General features: G+C 68.6%; 17 protein-coding genes. 10 read left to right on the top strand and 7 right to left on the bottom strand.

From position 1 onward, the window contains the following. Positions 1–89: 89 nt before the first annotated feature. Positions 90–1,094, bottom strand: a complete 1,005-nt coding sequence (locus tag ACFVTM_RS14380; protein ID WP_390204308.1) for a phosphatase PAP2 family protein — start codon at positions 1,092–1,094, stop codon at positions 90–92. Positions 1,095–1,547: 453 nt separating this feature from the next. Here ACFVTM_RS14380 and ACFVTM_RS14375 point away from each other — a divergent pair, with 453 nt between their 5' ends. The 4 genes from ACFVTM_RS14375 to menD all read left to right on the top strand — a co-directional run bounded on the left by ACFVTM_RS14375 (position 1,548) and on the right by menD (position 8,439). Continuing rightward, entirely contained in the window at positions 1,548–2,612 is a 1,065-nt protein-coding gene (locus ACFVTM_RS14375; protein ID WP_390204150.1) for an o-succinylbenzoate synthase, read from the top strand. 55 nt (positions 2,613–2,667) lie between these two features. Beyond that, positions 2,668–4,764 carry a PhoX family protein gene (locus ACFVTM_RS14370; RefSeq protein ID WP_390204149.1) on the top strand — a complete coding sequence of 699 codons (2,097 nt, stop codon included), beginning with the start codon at positions 2,668–2,670 and terminating at the stop codon, positions 4,762–4,764. Between the two features lie 121 nt (positions 4,765–4,885). Then, entirely contained in the window at positions 4,886–6,709 is a 1,824-nt protein-coding gene (gene argS / locus ACFVTM_RS14365; RefSeq protein ID WP_390204148.1) for an arginine--tRNA ligase, read from the top strand. Continuing rightward, positions 6,706–8,439 carry a 2-succinyl-5-enolpyruvyl-6-hydroxy-3-cyclohexene-1-carboxylic-acid synthase gene (menD, locus tag ACFVTM_RS14360; protein WP_390204147.1) on the top strand — a complete coding sequence of 578 codons (1,734 nt, stop codon included), beginning with the start codon at positions 6,706–6,708 and terminating at the stop codon, positions 8,437–8,439. The genes argS and menD overlap by 4 nt, the downstream gene beginning before the upstream one ends. A gap of 81 nt (positions 8,440–8,520) precedes the next feature. Here the strand turns inward: menD and ACFVTM_RS14355 are convergent, their stop codons facing one another. The 4 genes from ACFVTM_RS14355 to ACFVTM_RS14340 all read right to left on the bottom strand — a co-directional run bounded on the left by ACFVTM_RS14355 (position 8,521) and on the right by ACFVTM_RS14340 (position 12,881). Further along, on the bottom strand, positions 8,521–9,297 hold the full coding sequence (locus tag ACFVTM_RS14355; RefSeq protein ID WP_390204146.1) for an amino acid ABC transporter ATP-binding protein: 777 nt from the start codon (positions 9,295–9,297) through the stop codon (positions 8,521–8,523). Then, on the bottom strand, positions 9,294–10,265 hold the full coding sequence (locus ACFVTM_RS14350; RefSeq protein ID WP_390204145.1) for an amino acid ABC transporter permease: 972 nt from the start codon (positions 10,263–10,265) through the stop codon (positions 9,294–9,296). Before ACFVTM_RS14350 ends, ACFVTM_RS14355 begins: the two co-directional genes overlap by 4 nt. Positions 10,266–10,300: 35 nt before the next feature. Further along, on the bottom strand, positions 10,301–11,254 hold the full coding sequence (locus ACFVTM_RS14345) for an ABC transporter substrate-binding protein (RefSeq protein WP_390204144.1): 954 nt from the start codon (positions 11,252–11,254) through the stop codon (positions 10,301–10,303). Between the two features lie 244 nt (positions 11,255–11,498). Further along, positions 11,499–12,881 carry an isochorismate synthase MenF gene (locus tag ACFVTM_RS14340; RefSeq protein ID WP_390204143.1) on the bottom strand — a complete coding sequence of 461 codons (1,383 nt, stop codon included), beginning with the start codon at positions 12,879–12,881 and terminating at the stop codon, positions 11,499–11,501. 152 nt (positions 12,882–13,033) lie between these two features. Between ACFVTM_RS14340 and ACFVTM_RS14335 the strand changes: the two genes are divergently transcribed. The 5 genes from ACFVTM_RS14335 to ACFVTM_RS14315 all read left to right on the top strand — a co-directional run bounded on the left by ACFVTM_RS14335 (position 13,034) and on the right by ACFVTM_RS14315 (position 17,748). Then, positions 13,034–13,828: a demethylmenaquinone methyltransferase gene (locus tag ACFVTM_RS14335; protein ID WP_390204307.1), complete on the top strand. Its 795-nt coding sequence runs from the start codon at positions 13,034–13,036 to the stop codon at positions 13,826–13,828. Between the two features lie 12 nt (positions 13,829–13,840). Continuing rightward, the gene (locus ACFVTM_RS14330) at positions 13,841–15,232 is read left to right on the top strand and encodes a geranylgeranyl reductase family protein (protein WP_390204142.1); all 1,392 of its coding nucleotides are present in this window, start codon (positions 13,841–13,843) and stop codon (positions 15,230–15,232) included. Further along, positions 15,229–16,329: a polyprenyl synthetase family protein gene (locus ACFVTM_RS14325; protein WP_390204141.1), complete on the top strand. Its 1,101-nt coding sequence runs from the start codon at positions 15,229–15,231 to the stop codon at positions 16,327–16,329. The genes ACFVTM_RS14330 and ACFVTM_RS14325 overlap by 4 nt, the downstream gene beginning before the upstream one ends. Positions 16,330–16,927: 598 nt before the next feature. Beyond that, complete coding sequence (locus tag ACFVTM_RS14320) at positions 16,928–17,275, top strand: hypothetical protein (RefSeq protein WP_390204140.1); 348 nt, start codon at positions 16,928–16,930, stop codon at positions 17,273–17,275. Beyond that, positions 17,263–17,748: an endonuclease domain-containing protein gene (locus tag ACFVTM_RS14315; protein ID WP_390204139.1), complete on the top strand. Its 486-nt coding sequence runs from the start codon at positions 17,263–17,265 to the stop codon at positions 17,746–17,748. The genes ACFVTM_RS14320 and ACFVTM_RS14315 overlap by 13 nt, the downstream gene beginning before the upstream one ends. Positions 17,749–17,873: 125 nt before the next feature. Here the strand turns inward: ACFVTM_RS14315 and ACFVTM_RS14310 are convergent, their stop codons facing one another. Next, a complete protein-coding gene (locus tag ACFVTM_RS14310) occupies positions 17,874–18,302 on the bottom strand; it encodes a hypothetical protein (protein ID WP_390204138.1) in 429 nt (142 codons plus the stop codon). 20 nt (positions 18,303–18,322) lie between these two features. Then, a complete protein-coding gene (locus ACFVTM_RS14305; protein WP_390204137.1) occupies positions 18,323–18,988 on the bottom strand; it encodes a trimeric intracellular cation channel family protein in 666 nt (221 codons plus the stop codon). A gap of 61 nt (positions 18,989–19,049) precedes the next feature. Between ACFVTM_RS14305 and ACFVTM_RS14300 the strand changes: the two genes are divergently transcribed. Continuing rightward, entirely contained in the window at positions 19,050–19,796 is a 747-nt protein-coding gene (locus tag ACFVTM_RS14300) for a sirohydrochlorin chelatase (protein WP_390204136.1), read from the top strand. Positions 19,797–19,828 lie beyond the last annotated feature (32 nt).

Raw genomic sequence — 19,828 nt, 5'->3', positions numbered from 1 at the left:
AGTTTTCCCGGCGTGTCCGTGTCCAAAGTGTCCCCGGGAGGTGCCGCCGGGTCAGCCAGGCGCGCGTCCCGCCGCTCTGCGTAGAACGCTTAGGCCGCCCGGAGGTGTGCGCCCCGCTGCCCGGCGGCAAGGCCGAACAACCACACTCCGGCCACGGTGGCGAGGTAGCCGGCTATGACGATCAGCGATGTTCCGGCCCAGAAGTAGCTGGTGCTGCTGATCTCCTGACCGCCCAGGCCTACGCTCAGCAGGGCATACGCCGCCACCCCGGCCGCGGCAAGGCCGGCGAGCAGGGGAAGCGCCACCCACACCCTGGCAGAGGCCCAGTGCTTGTTGTAGCCGTCCCAGATATTCCAGCGCGGGCCCCGGCGGATGATCAGCCAGCCGGCCGGGATCATGAAGGCCCCTACCAGCAGGAAAGCTGCCACCACGTCGGCCGGCCGGTGCCACTGGTTGATCAGGGTGGACACCCCCGTGGCGACGGCGAAGCTGCCGCCCAGAAAGCCGGCCAGCGGCCGCCAGCGCGGCGAGACCATCAGGAACACCGCGGCGGCGGCGGAGGCAGCCATAGTGGTGTGGCCCGAGGGCAACGAATTCAGCTCCAGCGTCTCGACGCCGCGGTACGGCCGGACCGGGAGCAGGTCCTTCAGGATCTGCGTGGCCACATTGGCGCCCACGCAGGCCGCAATCGCGATCGCCGCCGCAGACCAGCGGCGCCGGAGGATGGTGACGAAGACCACCACGATCGACGCGATCACCACGGAGAGCGCCGGTAGCCAGTCCAGCAGTTTGGTAGCGGCCTTGCCCGCGGTGCCGCTGAGCTCCACCGCTTCGACGAGGGCCGATTCGTCAATGAACTGGCCGGTGGTGGTGCGCACAAAGAAGATGTAGGTGGCGGCCAGCGCGGCGACGCAGAAAAGGGTGGCCAGCACGAACAAGGCGGCCGCGCCTTTGCCGGGGGACCGCCGCGCTTTTGGATCCGCCTGCGGATCACGGGGTCTGCGGGCCCGGGGCCTGCATTCCCGGGTTTCGGGCCGCGGAGTCGCGAGGAACGGCGTTTTCGTTTTCGGGACCTGCGTCTGCGGGACTTGGATCTCCTGGACTTGGGTCTTCTGAATTTGGGCAGACGGGTCCCATGAGGTGCGTTCCTGCCGAAAAGTCATGCCATCAAGGGTCCCACAGAACCCTGCGCGCCAGCTGAAGGGCCGGTGCTGGGCCCGGCGCGGCGGGGGGAGTAGCAGCCGCCGAAAAAGCAAGTACCCACTACTGGTGCGGCGCCGGCAGGGGATTCGTAGAGTCGGGTGTGCCGGCGCGGCTTGTCCCCGGCACTACGCTCCTTGAGCGGGGCCGGCGGAGACGAGTTTCCTGGAGCAGGGACTCACCCCCAGTCGACGCCGGCCCAATCAAGGACCTTCGCAATCGGCCGACTTGGCCAGTGTCCATGTGCCAGCCTGCGGGCTGGCTGCCGCGGCCGCCATCCCAGTGCAGCCTCCCTATTCGGCATCGCCGGTCCGCATCCCAGTTCGGCATCCCAGTACAGTGGCACCATGCCCGCCCTCCCCACGAACCCCATGTCAGCGCCGGCGGCACCCCTGCCCGGCCTCGACGAACTCCTGGCAGGCGCCCATGTTGTGAGCCTGCCGATGCGCGTGAAGTTCCGCGGCATCCTGCAGCGCGAGGCCCTGCTGCTCCGCGGTCCGCTCGGCTGGGGCGAATTCGCACCTTTCCCGGAGTACGACGACGCCGAGGCCTCCCGCTGGCTGAGTGCCGCGGTGGAGGCCGGCTGGTCCGGGTTCCCGGCGCCGCTGCGGGGCAGCGTCCCGGTCAACGCGACAGTCCCTGCCGTGCCGGCGCACCAGGTGCCCGAGGTCCTGGCCCGCTTTGGCCGGGTGGATGCGGTCAAAATCAAGGTTGCCGAACGAGGCCAGAGCCTGAACGACGACGCCGCACGGGTGGCCGCCGTCCGGGAGGCGCTGCCGGACGCCGCGATCCGGGTGGACGCGAACGGAGGCTGGGACGTGCCGGACGCCGTCGCGGCACTCAAGCGGCTCGCCGCCGTCGGGCTCGAATATGCCGAACAGCCCGTGCCGGAGATCGCGGGCCTCGCCGAGGTCCGGCGGCAGCTCCGGGCCGCCGGAGTTCCCGTGCTGATCGCCGCGGACGAGAGCGTGCGCAAGGAGGACGACCCCCTCAAAGTGGCGCGCGCCGGCGCCGCGGACCTGATCGTGGTCAAGGTCGCCCCGCTCGGGGGAGTGCGGCGTGCCTTGGAGATCGTGGCGCAGGCCGGGCTGCCCGCCGTCGTGAGTTCGGCACTGGACACATCGGTGGGAATCCGGGCCGGGCTGGCCCTCGCCGCCGCCCTGCCCGAGCTGCCGTACGCCTGCGGCCTGGGCACGGTGTCCCTGCTCGCCGCCGATGTCACGGAGGATTCGCTGGTTCCCGACGACGGCGCGATCGCCCTCCGCGACGTCCGCCCGGCGCCCGGGCTGCTGGCCGCACACGCCGCATCCACCGAACGCCGGGACTGGTGGCTGGAACGGCTGCGGCGGGTACACACCGTGCTGGAACTGCGCCGTTCACCGGATCTTCACCCGCGGGACGGCTCCGCGTAGTCCGCGGCTGGAAGGGTGGGCGCGACCGCAACTCACCCCCATGGAAGGTCTCTCCATGTCTGTCTCCTCCGGACGCACGTTTTCCCTGCTCCCCATGCTCGGCCACACCAAGGGCAAGCGAAGCCCTGTCACCTGCGCGCTGAAATGCGACAACGCCTGTTCGGGCGAGGTCTGCAACACCAGCACCAACAGCTACTTCCGTGACATCGCCTCCGCCACGATGTCCCGCCGTGCCGCCCTGGGCTTCGGCGCCGCCGGCGCGCTCGCCGTCGCCTTTGGAAACGCCGTGACCTCGGCCGGACCCGCCGTCGCCGATGGTGGCCCGGGCCTCGCGGCAGCCGCCAAGGACGGGTTTGGAAAATCCAAGCTGCAGTTCACCGCCATCGCTCCGGTGGACGCCGCCGTCGACCAGCTCACCGTCCCCGCCGGGTTCACCTGGCAGCCGGTCATCCGCTGGGGCGACCCGCTCTTCAACGACTCGCCGGCCTTCGACATCGACCACCAGAGCGCCGCGGCGCAGGCCCGCCAGTTCGGCTACAACAACGACTACACCGACATCCTGCCGATCGACGGATCCAAGGACCGCCGGGCCGTGCTCTTCACGAACCACGAATACACCAACGAGAACATCATGCTGCCGGCCGGGTTCGACGCCGCCGAGACCCGCGCGATCGGCCGGGCAGCCCACGGCCTCACGGTCGTGGAGCTGGAGCGCAAGAACACGAACAAGCCCTGGAGCTACGTCCGGGGCGCCGGGCTGAACCGCCGCTTCCTGACCGACACCACCTACGAGCTCGACGGCCCGGCCGCCGGATCCGCGCTCCTGAAGACCGCCGCCGATCCCTCCGGCCGGGCCATCAAGGGCACCCTGGGCAACTGCTCCGGCGGCACCACGCCGTGGGGCACCATCCTGTCCGGAGAGGAAAACTTCAACGGCTACTTCGCCACGCCCGGAACCTCTGATTCCGACAAGCGCTACGGCCTGACCAGCAAGCCCACCGCCCGCCAGTGGGAACTCGACGACCCGCGCTTCGACACGCGCAACCCCGGGTACGAAAACGAGGCCAACCGCTTCGGCTGGATCGTGGAAGTGGACCCGTTCGATCCCACCTCCACGCCGCGCAAGCACTCCGCGATGGGCCGCTTCAAGCATGAGGGCGCCAACGTGATCGTCGCCAAGTCCGGCCACGTGGTGGCCTACATGGGCGACGACGAACGCTTCGACTACCTGTACAAGTTCGTCTCGGCCGGCACCTACCGGCCCGGAAACACCGCTGAGGACCGCAAGAACAACCTCACGCTGCTCTCCGAGGGTGACCTGTACGTGGCCAAGTTCACGGGCAACTCCCCGGCAGCCGGATTCGACGGCGCGGGCAAGCTTCCGGCCGACGGAGCCTTCGACGGTTCCGGCGAGTGGCTGCCCCTCGTGGTGGGCGGACAGTCCAAGGTGGCCGGGATGTCCGTGGAAGAGGTGCTGGTGTACACCCGCCTCGCCGCCGACAAGGTGGGCCCCACCAAGATGGACCGCTGCGAAGACGTCCAGCCCAGCCTGCAGACCGGCAAGGTCTACGTGGTCTGCACCAACAACGCGGACCGCGGCAAGCCGGGCAAGGAAGGCGCCACCGAGGTCAACCCCCGTACCCTGAACCGCGACGGCCACGTCGTCGAAATCACCGAGACCGGGGACCAGACCTCCACCACGTTCGGCTGGAACCTGCTGATGGTCTGCGGCGATCCGGCCAAGAACTCCGCCGCCTACTTCGCCGGGTTCCCCGCCAGCCAGGTCTCACCCATCTCCTGCCCGGACAACGTGGCCTTCGACTCCGTGGGCAACCTGTGGATCTCCACCGACGGCGCGCCCTCCAGCATCGGTTACGCCGACGGGCTGTTCAAGGTGACCCTGGACGGTGCGGAACGCGGCAGGGTGGAGCAGTTCCTCGCCGTCCCGCGCGACGCCGAGACCTGCGGCCCGGTCATCCACGACGACGAACGGACCGTGTTCGTTGCCGTGCAGCACCCGGGCGAGGAAGGCACGTTCGCCGAACAGCACTCCTACTTCCCGGACTACGTCGCGGCCGGCGCGACGCCGAAGCCCGGCCAGGTCCGCGCCCCGCGTCCGTCCGTGGTCCAGGTGTTCCGCACCAACAGCTAGCCCCCTCCGGACGCTCCCTCACGTTTAGCATTTCCACGGCCGGACGTGAGGGAGCGTCCCCCGGTTGGGGGCCGGAAGTGAGGGAACGTCGGGGTGAGGCACGAACTGATAATTTGGGACTGTGAATAATCCGGCCGAATTGGTTGTCCCCAGAGTCCAGGCTGCAATTGCCACTGCGTTCGGCGAAGAGTTCCGGCAGGCGGACCCGGTGGTCAGGCCCTCCCAGTTCGCCGACATCCAGATCAACGCCGCCATGGCCCTGGCCAAGAAGGCCGGCCTGCCGCCGCGGGACGCCGCCGCAAAGATCGTGGAGGCCCTTGATCTGGACGGCATCTGCACCAGCGTGGAAATCTCCGGGCCCGGCTTCATCAACCTCAGCTATGACGGAACGTGGATCGAGGAACTGCTGAACGCAGAGTCGGTCCAGGCCGCGTCCCCGGCCACGGCGGTGACGCCCGCCGCCACACCGCAACGCGTCGTCGTCGACTATTCCTCCCCGAACGTGGCCAAGGAAATGCACGTCGGCCACCTGCGCACCACCGTGGTGGGCGACAGCCTCGTCAAGGTGCTCGAAGCTCTTGGCGACACCGTGATCCGGCAGAACCACATCGGGGACTGGGGCACACCGTTCGGCATGCTGATCGAACACTGGCTCGAGATCGGCGAGGACTCCCCGGAGGCGGCGCTGCTGGTTGAGGACCCCAGCGCGTTCTACCAGGCCGCCCGGGCCAAGTTCGATGCCTCGGCCACCGACGCGGAAGGATTCGCCACCCGGGCCCGGCTCCGCGTGGTTGCCCTGCAGGGCGGCGACGCCGAGACCTTCGCCGTCTGGCAGCGGCTCGTCGCGCAGTCCAAGCGCTACTTCAACGCCATCTACTCCACCCTGGGGATCAGCCTCACCGACGACCACATCGCCGGCGAAAGCTCCTACGACGCGCATTTGGCACAGCTGTGCCAGGAACTGGAGGACCGCGGCCTCGCCCGGATCAGCGACGGCGCCCTCTGCACCTTCCCCGACGGTTTTAGCGGCCGCGACGGGCAGCCGCTGCCGCTGATCATCCGCAAATCCGACGGCGGCTACGGCTACGGCACCACGGACCTCGCCACCATCCGCTACCGGGTCCGGGACCTCGAGGCCAACCGGATCCTCTACGTCGTGGGCGCCCCGCAGAACGTCCACCTGCGCATGGTGATGGCCAGCGCCAGGGACGCGGGCTGGCTGCCGGACACGGTGGAGGCCGTGCATGTGCAGATCGGCAACGTGCTCGGTGAGGACGGGAAGATCCTCAAGTCCCGCTCCGGTGCCCCGGTGAAGCTCATGGCCCTGCTCGAGGAGGCCGTGGACCGCGCCCGCGCCGTCATCGACGAGAGCCGGCCCGAGCTCAGCGAGGAGGAACGCGCCGTGACCGCCCGCCAGGTGGGCATCGGCGCCGTCAAATACGCCGACCTCTCCACCGGCCACGACACTGAGTACGTCTTCGACTTCGACCGCATGCTCGCCCTCAGCGGCAACACCGGACCCTACGTGCAGTACGCCGCCGCACGGATCCGCTCCATCCTGCGCAAAGCCGGGGTGCTGGAGCAGATCACCGGCGGTATCGACGGCGGCGCGCCCGCAGTCGTGACCCCGGCAGCCGAGGCAGCGGGCGAAAGCGGGCCCGCGACGGCGATCGCCGTCGTCGAACCCGCAGAACGTGCCCTCGCCCTGCACCTGCTGGAGTTCGACGCGACGCTGAACAAGGTGCGGGAAGCCCTTGAGCCGCACCGGCTCTGCGGCTACCTCTTCGAGCTCGCGCAGCTGTTCACCACCTTCTACGACCAGTGCCCGGTGCTCAAGGCCGAGGAGAACGTGCGGGACTCGCGGCTGGCCCTGTGCGCGCTCGCGCTGCGCCGCCTGTCCGGTGGCCTGGAGCTGCTGGGCATCGAAACGCCGGAGAACATGTGAGTCCGGCGGATTCCGCGCCCGCCCCGTCCACGCCCGGCGGCCTTGCCGCGGTGGAGGCTGCGCGGATCGCCGTCGATACCTTGCTCGACGCCGGTGTGCGCCAGGTGGTGGTGTCCCCGGGTTCGCGCTCGGCGCCCATGGCTTACGCCCTGGCCGAGGCCGAGGCCGCCGGACGGGTTGAGCTGCTGGTCCGGATCGACGAGCGGTCGGCCGGCTTCACGGCGCTTGGCCTCGCCTTGTCCAACGGGGCCCCCGCCGCCGTCCTCACCACGTCGGGGACCGCCGTCGGCAACCTCCTGCCGGCCGTCATGGAAGCCAACCACGCCGCCGTGCCGCTCGTGGTCATCTCCGCCGACCGGCCCGAGGAACTGCGGGGGACCGGCGCGAACCAGACCACCGTTCAGCTGGACCTGTTCGGCGAGCACGTGCGGTTCGCCGTCGATGTTCCCGCGGGCAGCGATCCGCGGCGCGCCGTGGATACGGCCCTCAGCGCGGCCACCGGGGCCTTTGAGGACGCGCCTCCCGGTCCTGTCCAGCTCAACCTGGCCTTCCGCGATCCGCTGGTCCCGGCCGTGGGCGACGGGCTGCCCGTCGCGGCCGGACACGGCGTTTACCGGGCCGCGCGGAACCCCCTGGCGCTGGACTTTCCGGCCGCGTCGGCGGCACTGCCGGAGCGGCGCACGGTGGTGCTGGCCGGGCACGACGCCGGTCCGGTCGCCGAGGCATTCGCCCGCGCGCACGGCCTGCCGCTGCTGGCCGAACCGTCCTCCAACGCCCGGTTCGGCCCCAACGCAGTGGGGCCCTACCGGCTGCTGATCGACCACTTCGGCGCGGACTCCGCACAACCGATCGAGCGCGTGGTCCTCTTCGGCCGGCCGACGCTCTCCCGGCCGGTGAGCGCTCTGCTGGAACGGGCGGATGTCCCCTCGGCCCTGTACCAGCCCGTCCCGGTGGCCTGGTACGAACCCGGCCGCCGCACCGAACTGCCGCTGGACACCCTGGCGGACCTGGCCGAGTTCGCCGGCCGCGGGGCTGCCGCGTGGCTCGATGCCTGGCTGCTGGCAGGAGCCGCCGCGCAGCACGCCGTGGACCTGATCCTGGCCGCATCCCCCGCCGCGACCGGCCCGTCCGTCGGTGCAGAGGTCTGGAAGCACGCCCGCGGACAGCTGGTGCTGGGCTCCTCGAACGGGATCCGCGACGTGGACCTCGCCGGGGCGCCGCCCGCGGAACCGCAGGCCACCATGTTCGCCAACCGGGGCCTGGCCGGGATCGACGGCACCACGTCCACCGCCACGGGCATCGCGCTGGGCGGCCGCCAGGAAACCACCGTGTTCATGGGGGACGTGACGTTCCTGCACGACGCCGGGGGACTCCTGCTCGGCGCCGGGGAGGCCGAACCCCAGCTCCGGATCGTGGTGCTCAACGACGCCGGCGGTGCCATCTTCGGGCTCCTGGAGCACGGCGCAGTGGCCGCGGCGGGGCGCTACGGCGACGCCGTCGAACGTCTATTCGCCACCCCGCAGCAGGTGGACGTCGCCGCGCTGGCCGCGGCATACGGCGTCGCGCACCACTCGGTAGGCACGACGGCGGAACTCGCCAAGGCGCTGTCCGAGCCGCTGGCGGGCCGCAGCATCATCGAAGTGCGCACGGACCGGCACCGGCTCGGGGAACTGCACCGGGCCATCCGGGCCGCAGTGGCCACGGCCGTGGAAGGCCTCCCGCTGACGTAGCCCAGGTTTCCGCTACGAAAAAGGACAGCCGCCACGTGGATCCACGTAGCGGCTGTCCTTAATCGGTGCGGAATGTCGAAATTACAGCACCCGGCTCAGGAACTCCTTGGTGCGGGGGTGCTGCGGGTTGGCCAGGACTTCGCGGGGATCGCCCGATTCCACAACCACGCCGCCGTCCATGAACGTCAGGCGGTCGCCGACCTCGCGGGCGAAGCCGATCTCGTGGGTCACCACGATCATGGTCATGCCGGACTTGGCGAGGTCCTTCATCACGTTCAGGACATCGCCCACGAGCTCCGGGTCGAGCGCCGAGGTGGGCTCATCGAACAGCATGAGCTCGGGGTCCATGGCCAAGGCCCGGGCAATCGCAACGCGCTGCTGCTGGCCGCCGGAGAGCTGGGACGGGTAGTGGCCGGCACGGTCGCCGAGCCCCACTCGGTCCAGCAGTTCCAGGGCCCGCTTCCGGGCCACGGCCTTTGACTGGCCCTTGACCTGGATCGGAGCTTCCATGATGTTCTGCATGGCCGTCTTGTGCGGGAACAGGTTGAACCGCTGGAAGACCATCCCGATCTCGCGGCGCTGGGCGGCGATTTCCTTGGTCTTCAGGTCGTGGAGCCTGCCCTTGACCTCGCGGTAGCCGATCAGCTCACCGCCGACGGAAATGCGTCCCGCGCTGATGGTCTCGAGCAGGTTCACGCAGCGGAGCATGGTGGACTTGCCCGAACCGGACGGGCCGATCACCACCGAAACCTCGCCCTGGTTGACGGTCAGGTCGATGCCGCGCAGCACGTGGTGGTGGCCGTAGTACTTGTGGAGGCCCTCAATCTGCACCAGTGGTTTCTCAGTGGTGATCGTCATTTCGCCTCCTCCTCGGGGAAGTTCATTTTGAGGTCCGGCTCGGCGTCGGCGCTGGGAGCCACGGCCGCGGCGGCCTTGGCTGCCGCGGGGTTGACGGGCGCCGGAACCCGGTTGTCCACGCCCTTGCCGTAGTGCGCCTCAATGAAGTGCTGGCCCACCATCAGCAGGCTGGTCACCAGCAGGTACCAGAACGCGGCGACAATCAGGAGCGGAATCGGAAGGTAAATCCGGTTGGCGAGGGCGTTGGTCGCGAACGTCAGATCCAGGGTGAACGGCACGGCCAGGACCAGGGAGGTGGTCTTCAGCATGCCGATGGTCTCGTTGCCTGTCGGCGGAACGATGACGCGCATGGCCTGCGGCAGGATAATCCGCCGCATGATCTTGCCCTTGGTCATGCCGAGTGCCTCGGCGGCCTCACTCTGGCCCTTGTCCACGGACTTCAGGCCGGCCCGGAAGATCTCCGCGAGGTACGCGGACTCATTCAGGCCCAGGCCAAGGATGGCCGGGATCAGGCCGTGCGTGGGATCCGAGGTCACCCAGGTGATGGCTGCCGGACCAAACGGGATGCCGAGAACGATTGTCGGATAGAGAACAGTGGCCAGGCCCCAGAAGAGCAGCTGGGTGTACACAGGGGTGCCGCGGAAGAACCAGACCCAGGTCCAGCTGGACCAGCGGAACACAGGGTTGTCGGACTGCCGCATGAAGGCCAGGAGGATGGCCAGGACGATCGCCAAGACCATGGAGGCAAACGTCAGGAACAAGGTCCACATCACGCCCTGAACCACCTTGGTGTCCAGGATGTAGGTGCCCACGACGTCCCAGCGGAAGTTGGGGTTCGTGAACAGGCTCTGCAGGAAGGCGACAAGGACGCCGACGATGATGACGGCGCTGATCCAGCGTCCAGGGTGCCGCACCGGTACTGCATTGTTCAGTACCGGTGCTGCTTGAGCGTCCTGATGGCTGTCCATCTGTGCCCCTGCTGTCGGTCCGGTTGTGGGAATGCTCAAGATGTCGCCGCCGGGTTGACCTGGGACGTGGTGATGGCACCGTCAGCGGCGCCCCAGCCCTCAAGGATCTTCTTGTAGGAACCGTCTTCCATCAGTTTGGTGACGGTCTTCTGGACGAGGTCGGCCAGGGCAGTGTCGGACTTGGCGACGGCGATGCCCTGGGGGGCAGCGTCGTAGACCTCGCCGAGCTTTTCGAGCTGGCCGTTGGTCTGGGTCAGCGCGTAACCGATGATGGGGGAGTCGGCCGCCATCGCGTCGATGCTGCCGTTGACCAGGCGGGTGGTGATGTCCGTCTGGGTCTTGAGCGTCACAATGTTGATGGGCTGCTTGCCCGCGTCGACGCACTTCTTGTTGCGGCCCGAGAGGTCCGGATCCTCCTGGATGGTGCCGGTCTGCACGCCGATGGACTTGCCGCAGAGGTCATCCAGCGAGACCTTTTTCGGATTGCCCTTTTGCACGGCCCAGCCGGTGCCGGCCTTGTAGTAGCTGACCATGTTCACCGCGGCGAGCCGCTCCGGGTTGATCGTGAAAGAGGAGATCCCGAGGTCGTACTTCGGGCCCAGGGCCGGAAGGATGCCCGTAAATTCGGCCGTCTGGACCTGGACCTTCAGGCCCAGCGCGGCGCCGATGGCCTTGGCGATGTCGACGTCGTAGCCCACCGCGGTCTGGCCGTCGGTGCCGAGGAATTCCGCGGGGGCGTAGGACGTATCCGAGCCCACGGTCAGGGTGCCTTTGGACTTGATTGCCTCAGGCACCATGGCGGCCAGCGCGTCGTCCTTCTGGACGGTGCTGGGGTCAAAGCTGGCCGCGGCACTGCCGGAAGGCGACGCTGCCCCCTTGCCACCGGTTTCGGAGGCGTTGGTGCAGGCCGAAAGGGCCAGGGCACCGACGGCCAGGACTGCTGCCGTCTTAAGCCTGGGGTTGCTCAGGAACGAACGGGAAATCTGCATTTTCTTACCTTTTGTTGCCGGAGGGATGGTAACGAGGCCGGTTATAGTGTAGCGCCGAACATGAGATGTGCGTCACAGAAAACTAAGTTTCACTATTGGATAACTAAACCAGACCGAAATGCAATAACCCCAATGCCCGATCTGTCTGTGATCCCGGATTCCTGTCACAGCAGGAGTCGGTAGCGGGACGTCGGGGGTCCGCGCGACCTGCAACGGCTCGCCCCGGAGCGTCATGCGTGGCAGGCTAGCTGCTGATGCCGAGCGACTCCAGCATTGGGCGGAACTTAGCCCACGTCTCGGCGAGCTCGGTCTCGGGCACCGAGCCATCCACCACGCCGCAACCCGCGTACAGCCGGACCGTCTGCGGGGATTCGATGACGGCGCCGCGCAGTGCGATGCCCCACTCGCCGTTGCCTGCCGCGTCCAGCCAGCCGACCGGACCGGCATACGGGCCGCGGTCCAGGTGCTCAAGCTGCCGGATCAGGGCGCCCGCCACGGTGGTGGGGGTGCCGCAGACGGCAGCGGTCGGGTGCAGTGCATTGATCAGCGCGAGGCAGGTGGGGACGTGGCCCTCCACCTCGGCCAGCTCAGCCTTCACATCCGAGGCCAGATGCCACACGTTGGGCAGTTCCAGGATGAACGGTTCGCTGTGCGCGTTCATGGCCTCGGAAAACGGGGCCAGCTGCGTGGTCAGGGACTGGATGGCGATGTCGTGCTCGTGCCGCTGCTTCTCGGAGCCGGCCAGCACGCGTTCGGCGAATTCCAGCGGGGAGCCCGCCATGCCGTCGGCGTCGCGGCGGTCCAGCGTGCCCGCCAGGACGCGGGCCTGTGCGGTGCGGCCCTCCACCTGGATCAGCATCTCCGGCGTGGCCCCCACCAGCCCGTCCACGCCGTAGGTCCAGCATTCACGGTAGCGGGCGGACAATTCGCGCAGCACCTGGGCGGCATTGACGCCGGTGGGGACGGTGGCCACGATGTCCCGCGCCAGCACCAGCTTCTCCAGGGCGCCGGTCCGGATCTCCTCGACGCCCGCGGCAACGGCGGCCATCCAGGCTTCCTCGGTCAGGGAACCTGTGTGCAGGGTTGCCCCTGCAGCCAGCGTCAAAGGGCGTACGACGGCGCCACCCACCTGCGCGGGCACCGGCACCGGGTCGTCCGCCACGGCGCTGTCGGACCCGGCGCCGGTATTAGCGCTGGCGCTGCCCAGCCAGCGGTCCAGGGCAGCGCGGGCGCCGGCCTCGGTGAGCTCGCCGTCGTCGAACGTCAACTGGGTGAGCCAGGCCTGGCCGTCACGGAGCCCCACGGCGATTTCGGGGACCAGCAGGCGTGACTCGTGGGCTGAGGCTTTGGAGAAGGCGAACGAGCCAAAGGCGACCGGACCGGTGCCGGGGCAGTCCACGGCGTCCTCGATGTCCGCCTCCAGGACCAGATGGCGCCACCAGATGTCCGCCTCGAGGAAGCGCTCGGGGCCGGTGGCGGTGAACCGGGCGATCTCGCCGAAGCCCACCAGCCCGGCCTCGCGGCGGGTCCAGCAGAGGACATCCTCCCGGACCAGAAACGACGGCAGACCCCCGGGGAAAGTTTCGGCATCGAGGGGGACTGTCAAGGTGCGGAACGTGCTCGTCATGATGGCATAACACTAGCCCGTGATCGCCCTGCGGTGGATAATCACCGGCCGATGGGGCCTGCGCGCGGCGGGCGCGGCCGTTGCCGCAGGTGAAAGCGGCGTTGATTGGCGGCCCGTTCGTGGGCGAGCCGATCATTTGAGACAATGACATGGTGAACCGAGCATCCTTGGATAAGCGTCCGGACGAAGTAGCCACGATGTTTGACGACGTCGCCCCCAAATACGACGTCGTCAACGATGTCCTGTCGATGGGGCAGACGCGGCGTTGGCGCAAGGTGGTGGTCGATGCCGTCGGCGTTTCGGTCGGCCAGCGGGTGCTGGACCTGGCTGCCGGCACGGGCACCTCCAGCGAGCCGTATGCCGACGCCGGCATTAACGTGATCGCCTGCGATTTCTCCTTGGGCATGCTCAAAGTCGGCAAGCGCCGCCGCCCGGACATCGACTTCATCGCCGGGGACGCCACCCGCCTGCCGTTCGCGGACAACACTTTTGATGCCAGCACGATCTCCTTCGGCCTGCGCAACGTCAACGAGCCCAAGAAGGCCCTGGCCGAGATGCTGCGGGTCACCAAGCCCGGCGGCCGGCTGGTCATCGCCGAGTTCTCCCAGCCCGTGGTGCCGCTCTGGCGCACCATGTACACCGAATACCTCATGCGGGCCCTGCCGGCCATCGCCGTTAAGGTCTCGTCCAACCCGGACGCCTACGTCTACCTGGCCGAGTCCATCCGCGCCTGGCCGGACCAGGACCACCTGGCGGCCTGGCTGCAGGAAGCCGGCTGGGAATCCGTCACCTACCGCAACCTCAGCGGCGGCATCGTCGCCGTGCACCGGGCCCAGAAGCCGCTGGCCGGCCCGGCAACCAATCCCGCCAGCGGAGCTGCCGCTCTGGCCGCCCACACCGGACCCGTGGCCAAGCTGCGCCGCAACATCACCCGGCCCGGGCGTTAGCCGATACGCGTCGTGAATGTACTGATCGTCGGAGCGGGACCGGCCGGTTCCACTGCCGCCTACTACCTTGCCAAAGCCGGCATTGACGTCACGGTGCTGGAGAAAACCAGCTTTCCCCGCGAGAAGGTCTGCGGCGACGGACTGACGCCGCGCGCGGTCCGCGAGATCCAGAAGCTGGGACTCGCGCATCCCGAAAGCGAGGGCTGGCGCCGCAACAAGGGCCTGCGCCTGATCGCCGGCGGCCGCACCATCGAACTGCCCTGGCCCGAGGTCTCCGATTTCCCGCAGTACGGGCTGATCCGGACCCGGCTTGGCTTCGACGAGCAGCTGGCCCGCCACGCCCGGTCCGCGGGCGCCGTCGTGCAGGAACGCCACAGCGTCACCGAGGCGCTCCACTCCGAGGACGGCCGGGTGACCGGCGTCCGCGCCGCGCTGCTGGATGAGTCCGGGCGCAAGACGGGCGAAACGCGCGACTTCAGCGCCGACGTCGTCCTCGCCGCGGACGGCAACTCCGCGCGCACCGCCGTCTCGCTGGGCATCCGCAAGCGCGACGACCGGCCGCTCGGCGTGGCCGTGCGGACCTATTTCACCAGCCCCCGGCACGAGGACGACTGGATGGAGGGCTGGCTGGAGCTTCCCGGCCGCGAGGGCAAACTGCTGCCCGGCTACGGCTGGGTCTTTGGCGTCGGCGACGGCACCTCCAACGTGGGCCTGGGCATCCTGAACTCCTCGAAGGACTTCGGCAAGCTGGACTACAAGCAGGTGCTGCGCGAATGGACGGCCGGCATGCCCGCCGAGTGGGGCTTCACCCCGGACAACCAGGTGGGCGAGATCCGCGGCGCCGCGCTGCCCATGGGCTTCAACCGCACCCCGCACTACTCGCAGGGGCTGCTGCTGCTGGGCGATGCCGGCGGCATGGTGTCCCCGTTCAACGGCGAGGGCATCTCCTATGCCATGGAATCCGCCCGCTTTGCGGCCGAATTCATCATCGACGGCGCTGCCCGGTCAGCGTCGGCGGGCTGGGGTGTGGCCGACGCCGACGCGCACCTTGCGCGGTACGCCGACTACGTGCGGGAGCAGTGGGGCTCGCACTTCACGCTGGGCCGGGCGTTCGCCGCCCTGATCGGCAAGCCGGCCGTCATGAAACTGGCCTTGCGGACGGGCATGCCTATCCCTGTGCTGATGCGCTTCGTGGTGCGGATGCTGGCCAACCTCACCGATCCCGCCGCCAAGGGCTTCGAGGACCGGGTCATCCGGGTCCTGGAATCCCTGGTACCTGCCACGTCCAACCAGGCAGCGTCCAACCAAGCAGGGTCCAATCAGGCAAAGTCCGCCACGGACAGCGTTCCGCACTCCGATACCAACTCCGCGGTTTCCGCAACAAAAGTTAGGGTTAACCCGTGACCAACTCTGCAGACCAAAGCTGGACGCACGCCGGACACGGCCTGCCGAGCTCTGAACCAGCCCCCACCACCACGGCGATCGCCACGGGCCTCCAACTGCCGGCGGGCTTCGCGGCCATTGCGGGCGACCCCGAACTGGGTCCCGCGCTCACCACTAACCTGGCGCGCGTCGAGAAGAGGCTGCGCGAAGCCATCGCCAACTCCGATCCCCTGGCTGACGCAACGTCGCGTCACCTCGTGGAAGCCGGTGGCAAGCGCATCCGCCCGCTCCTGACCCTGCTGTGCGCCCACCTTGGCGACGCCTCCCTGCCCGCCGTTGTGCAGGCCGCCGTCGTCGTCGAACTGACGCACCTTGCCACGCTGTACCACGACGACGTCATGGACTCCGCGCCGTTCCGCCGCGGGGCGCCGACGGCCCACGAAGTCTGGGGCAACTCCGTCGCGGTCCTGACCGGTGACCTCATCTTTGCGCGCGCCTCCATCCTGGTCTCGGAGCTCGGCTCCCGCGCGCTCGGCATCCAGGCCCGGACCTTTGAACGGCTCTGCCTCGGCCAGCTGCACGAGACCGTGGGACCCCGTCCGGACGAGGACCCCCTGGCGCACTACCTGTCCGTCATCGCGGACAAGACCGGCTCGCTCGTGGCGGCCTCCGGCCAGCTGGGCGCCATTTTCTCCGGCGCCGACGAGTCCTACGAAGCCCATCTGGTGGAGTACGGCGAGAAAGTGGGCGTCGCCTTCCAGCTCGCCGACGACGTCATCGACGTCACCGGAATCAAGGTCAAGTCCGGCAAATCTCCAGGAACCGACCTGCGCGAACGCGTCCCGACGCTGCCGGTGCTGTTGCTGCGCACCGCGGCCCGCGAGGGTGACCTGTCCGCCGTCGAACTGCTGACGCTGATCGACGGCGACCTCAGCTCCGACGAGGCCCTGGCCGCGGCCGTGGCCGGACTCCGCGAGCACCCCGTCACCGCGCAGTCCTGGGTGGTGGCGCGCGCCTGGGCCGATGAGGCGATTGCCGCGCTTGCCCCGCTGCCCGAAGGCGTCGTGAAGGCGTCGCTGACCAGCTTCGCGCACGCGGTAGTGGACCGCAGCAGCTGATATGTAGGTGTTCCTTGTCAGGAGGGCACGGGTGAGCGGTCCAGGACGGGTTTGTCTTGGACCGCTCTTTTGTGTCCGTTCCCTGTCTGGTCCGGTTGGCTCGCGCTGCCCGCCTGGACGGCGTCCCCGCCGCCTGGCACCGGCTGGACGGCGTTCCCCGCCATCGATGCCGGTTCTGCCGGCACCGCCGGCCGGGCGCATCGGGCTTGCCGATTCTTAAACGGAATGGCCCCGGTTCCTCACAACGTTCGAGTCTTCCGTTGTGCCGAACCGGGGCGATTTCTCCGTTCGCATCAGATCCACCGGAGGCATTTGGTGAACCCAGAAATGAGTCTATGACAGATATGTCACAGCGTCCAGCCCTTTCTGTTAAATATTTGTCAAAAGATTTCTAGCCTGTGCCAACGTTGTCGCGCGGAGTTTCCCCATATTTGAACGGAGAGCTGCGGGACACACCGGCCCGGCGGCGGGACGCGCCGTCGGACGCCGTCAAAACTGGGGAAAACCGGCGGCCATGCCGGGGAGCGCGGTGCCGGAAGTTTCCACATACATGCCAACACGGCTGTTGGTGCGCGCGGTCCGGGGCTGTGCTTTCCTCATGGACCTCACCACCTACCTCAAGTACGCCGGCTCGGTTGCCCGGACCGGGACGTTGCTGCGGGCCGGCTTCTCGGCGCGGAGCATCAGGAATGCCGTGGCTGCGGGGGAGATGTCACGGCTGCGCCACGGAGTAGTGGCTCTGGAGGGCGCCGTTCCTGACCTGGTTGCCGCCGTGCTCGCGAACGGCCTGGTCTGCTGCGCCTCCGCCGCGCCGTTCCATGGCCTATGGCGCCTCCATGAGCCCGAGCGGCTGCACCTGCTGTGCGCACACGGTCAGCGGCCGGCGCAGTCATCCACCGCGGCAGTGCTGTGCCGCCGGAGTTCCCGCTGCCCGTGGCCAGTCTGACGGATACCCTGCTCCACGCGCTGCGGTGCCTGTCCGCTGTGGAGGCCGCCGTCATGGTGGAAAGCGCCCTGCTGCAGGGCCGCACGACCCTCGACTACCTGAGCGAACGGCTGCCGGGAAACCGCAACGGGGCCGCCCGCGCAGTCCTGGATTTGGTCGACGGCACGGCGGACTCAGCCATCGAGGTCGTGGCCAGGCTGCTATTCCGGAGCCAGGGAATCTACACCCAGACGCAGGTGGCGCTGCCCGGGATCGGCATCGTGGATTTCCTGCTGGAGGGATTCCTGATCGTGGAGATCGACGGCAGCACCCGTCTTGAGCGGGCGCAGGTCAAGAAGGACCGGGGACGGAACAACGCCAGCACCCTGACCGGCTACGCCGTGCTGCGCTACGGGTACCAGGACGTGGTCCACAACCCGCAGAAGGTGGTCGATGAGGTATGGCAGGTGCTCCGCGGCCGCGTCCTCCGCTGAGTTTCCTCAGGTATGAACCTCCGACGCCGAAAATCACCGGCGGTTTGCCCGGACACTCCGGTGCGGGACGCCAAACATGGGGAGAATCCGCCGGGACCGGAACCTAATGGGGCGTGGCCCCAGGCCTAGTCTTCGTCATCGTCGTTGAAGGCCCACTCGAACATGTCGAAGACGAATTCGGAGAAGGTCCCCTCTTCGCTCTTCCACTGGCCGCGGGCGTTGTTGCGGCGGTACACGATGGGATCGGGGATGCTGAGGTCGCCCACGCGGAAACCCCAGGTGAACTGCTCTTCCTCGTCCTCGAGGAACATGAGGAAGCCCTCGTCATCGACTTCGAGCTCTTCGGGGTCCCAGAAGTAGTGGTAGGCCTCCATGATGTCCTCGCAGCCGCCGACGGCGAGGTAGAACTCGCGCAGGACCAGCGGGACTTGGAACTGGTGTTCGGCGAGGGCGGCGTCAAGCTCTTCGGCCGCGAGGCCATCCTCTTCCTGCCATTCGTCTTCGAGATACTTCGGGACAAGCGCGCGGAATTTCTCGAGGAACATGTCAGTCATGGTCTTATCCTAGCTAATCCTCAGCGGTCGTTTTCCGCGTTGTCCAGGCCCAGCCGGTGCCAGCCGCGGACCGCCAGCGGAAGGCGCCAGTGGAGCCGCCAGGCGGCGATCCGGAAGGCGAAGACGACGGCGGCGACGGCGCAGGCCGTGACGCCGGTGAAGGCTCCCGTAAGGGACAGGACCACGGTCGCAGTCGCCCCGGCGAACGCCGGAACGGCGTACAGATCCCGAGCGTCGAAAAGCTGCGGCACCTCGTTGGCCGTGATGTCCCGCAGCAGGCCGCCGCCCACCGCCGTCGTGACCCCCAGGAGAACGGCCGCCACGGGATTCATCCCGGCGGCCAGGGCCTTCAACGTGCCGGTGATGCAGAAGAGGGCCAGCCCGCCGGCGTCGAACAGGACCAGCAGCGAGGTGAACCGCTGGACGCTGGAGAACAGGAAGTAGACCAGCACCGTCGCAAGGAGGGGAGGGGCCAGGTAGGCCGGGTTGGTGAACGCCGCGGGCGGCCCGGTGTTCAGGATGATGTCCCGGATGACGCCGCCGCCCAGGCTCACCACCGAGGCCAGGAGCAGCGAGCCGATGAGGTCGAACTGTTTCCGGGCCGCGAGCAGCGAGCCGGAGACCGCGAAGAAGAAGACTCCGGCAAGTTCGAGCCAGACCAGGACAAGGCTGAAGGAGAAGGTCATGAAGCGTCCCGGTCGATAACAAGGGGGCGGATAGGGCGGCTCCAAGGTTACGCTAACGGCTATGAATAGCCCCATCCTGATCGCCTGCGCCCATGGCACGTCCAGTCCGCACGGAGCCGCGGAGGTCGACGCGCTCCGGGACGGCATCGCCCGGCTCCGTCCAGGGCTGGACGTCCGCGAGGCCTACGTCGACGTGCAGGACCCGGACTTGCCGGCCGTCGTCGCGGGACTTCCGGCGGGGGAGGGCGCCGTCGTGGTGCCGCTGCTGCTCAGCGTCGGCTACCACGTCAAGGTGGACATCGCACGGGCCGTGAAGAGCCGGCCGGACACCCTTGCCGCTGCGCCGCTGGGGCCGGACCCGCGGCTCGCGGCGCTGCTGGACCAGCGCCTGCGCGAGGCCGGTGTGACGGACAACGACGCCGTGGTGCTCGCCGCCGCCGGTTCCTCCGATCCCAGCGCCGCCAAGAATGTCGAGGAACTCGCCGAGCAACTCCGTGCCCTGCGGTCCAACCGGATCGTGGCCGGCTACGGCGCCTCCGCCAAGCCATCGGTCCCGGAGGCCGTCGCCATGCTCCGCGAGGAGGCCGCCGGCGGTGCCGGCGCAGGGGAGTCGGCCGGGGCGGTGGACCTGGGCGGGCGGGTGGTCATCGCCTCCTACCTGCTGGCGCCCGGCTTCTTCCACGACCAACTGGCCAAGGCCGGCGCGGACCTGGTGACGGCGCCGCTGCTGCCCTCGCCGGTCCTCGCCGAAATTGCTTTGGAACGCTACGACGCGGCGCTGGCCGCAGCCTCCCAGTCGCCGGCCTGACGGTCCCCGCCGATGCACAGCCGCCTGGATCG

The sequence above is a fragment of the Arthrobacter sp. NPDC058130 genome (genome assembly GCF_042884475.1).
Taxonomy (GTDB): Bacteria; Actinomycetota; Actinomycetes; order Actinomycetales; family Micrococcaceae; genus Arthrobacter.
This window is presented reverse-complemented; position numbering and strand designations above follow the sequence as displayed.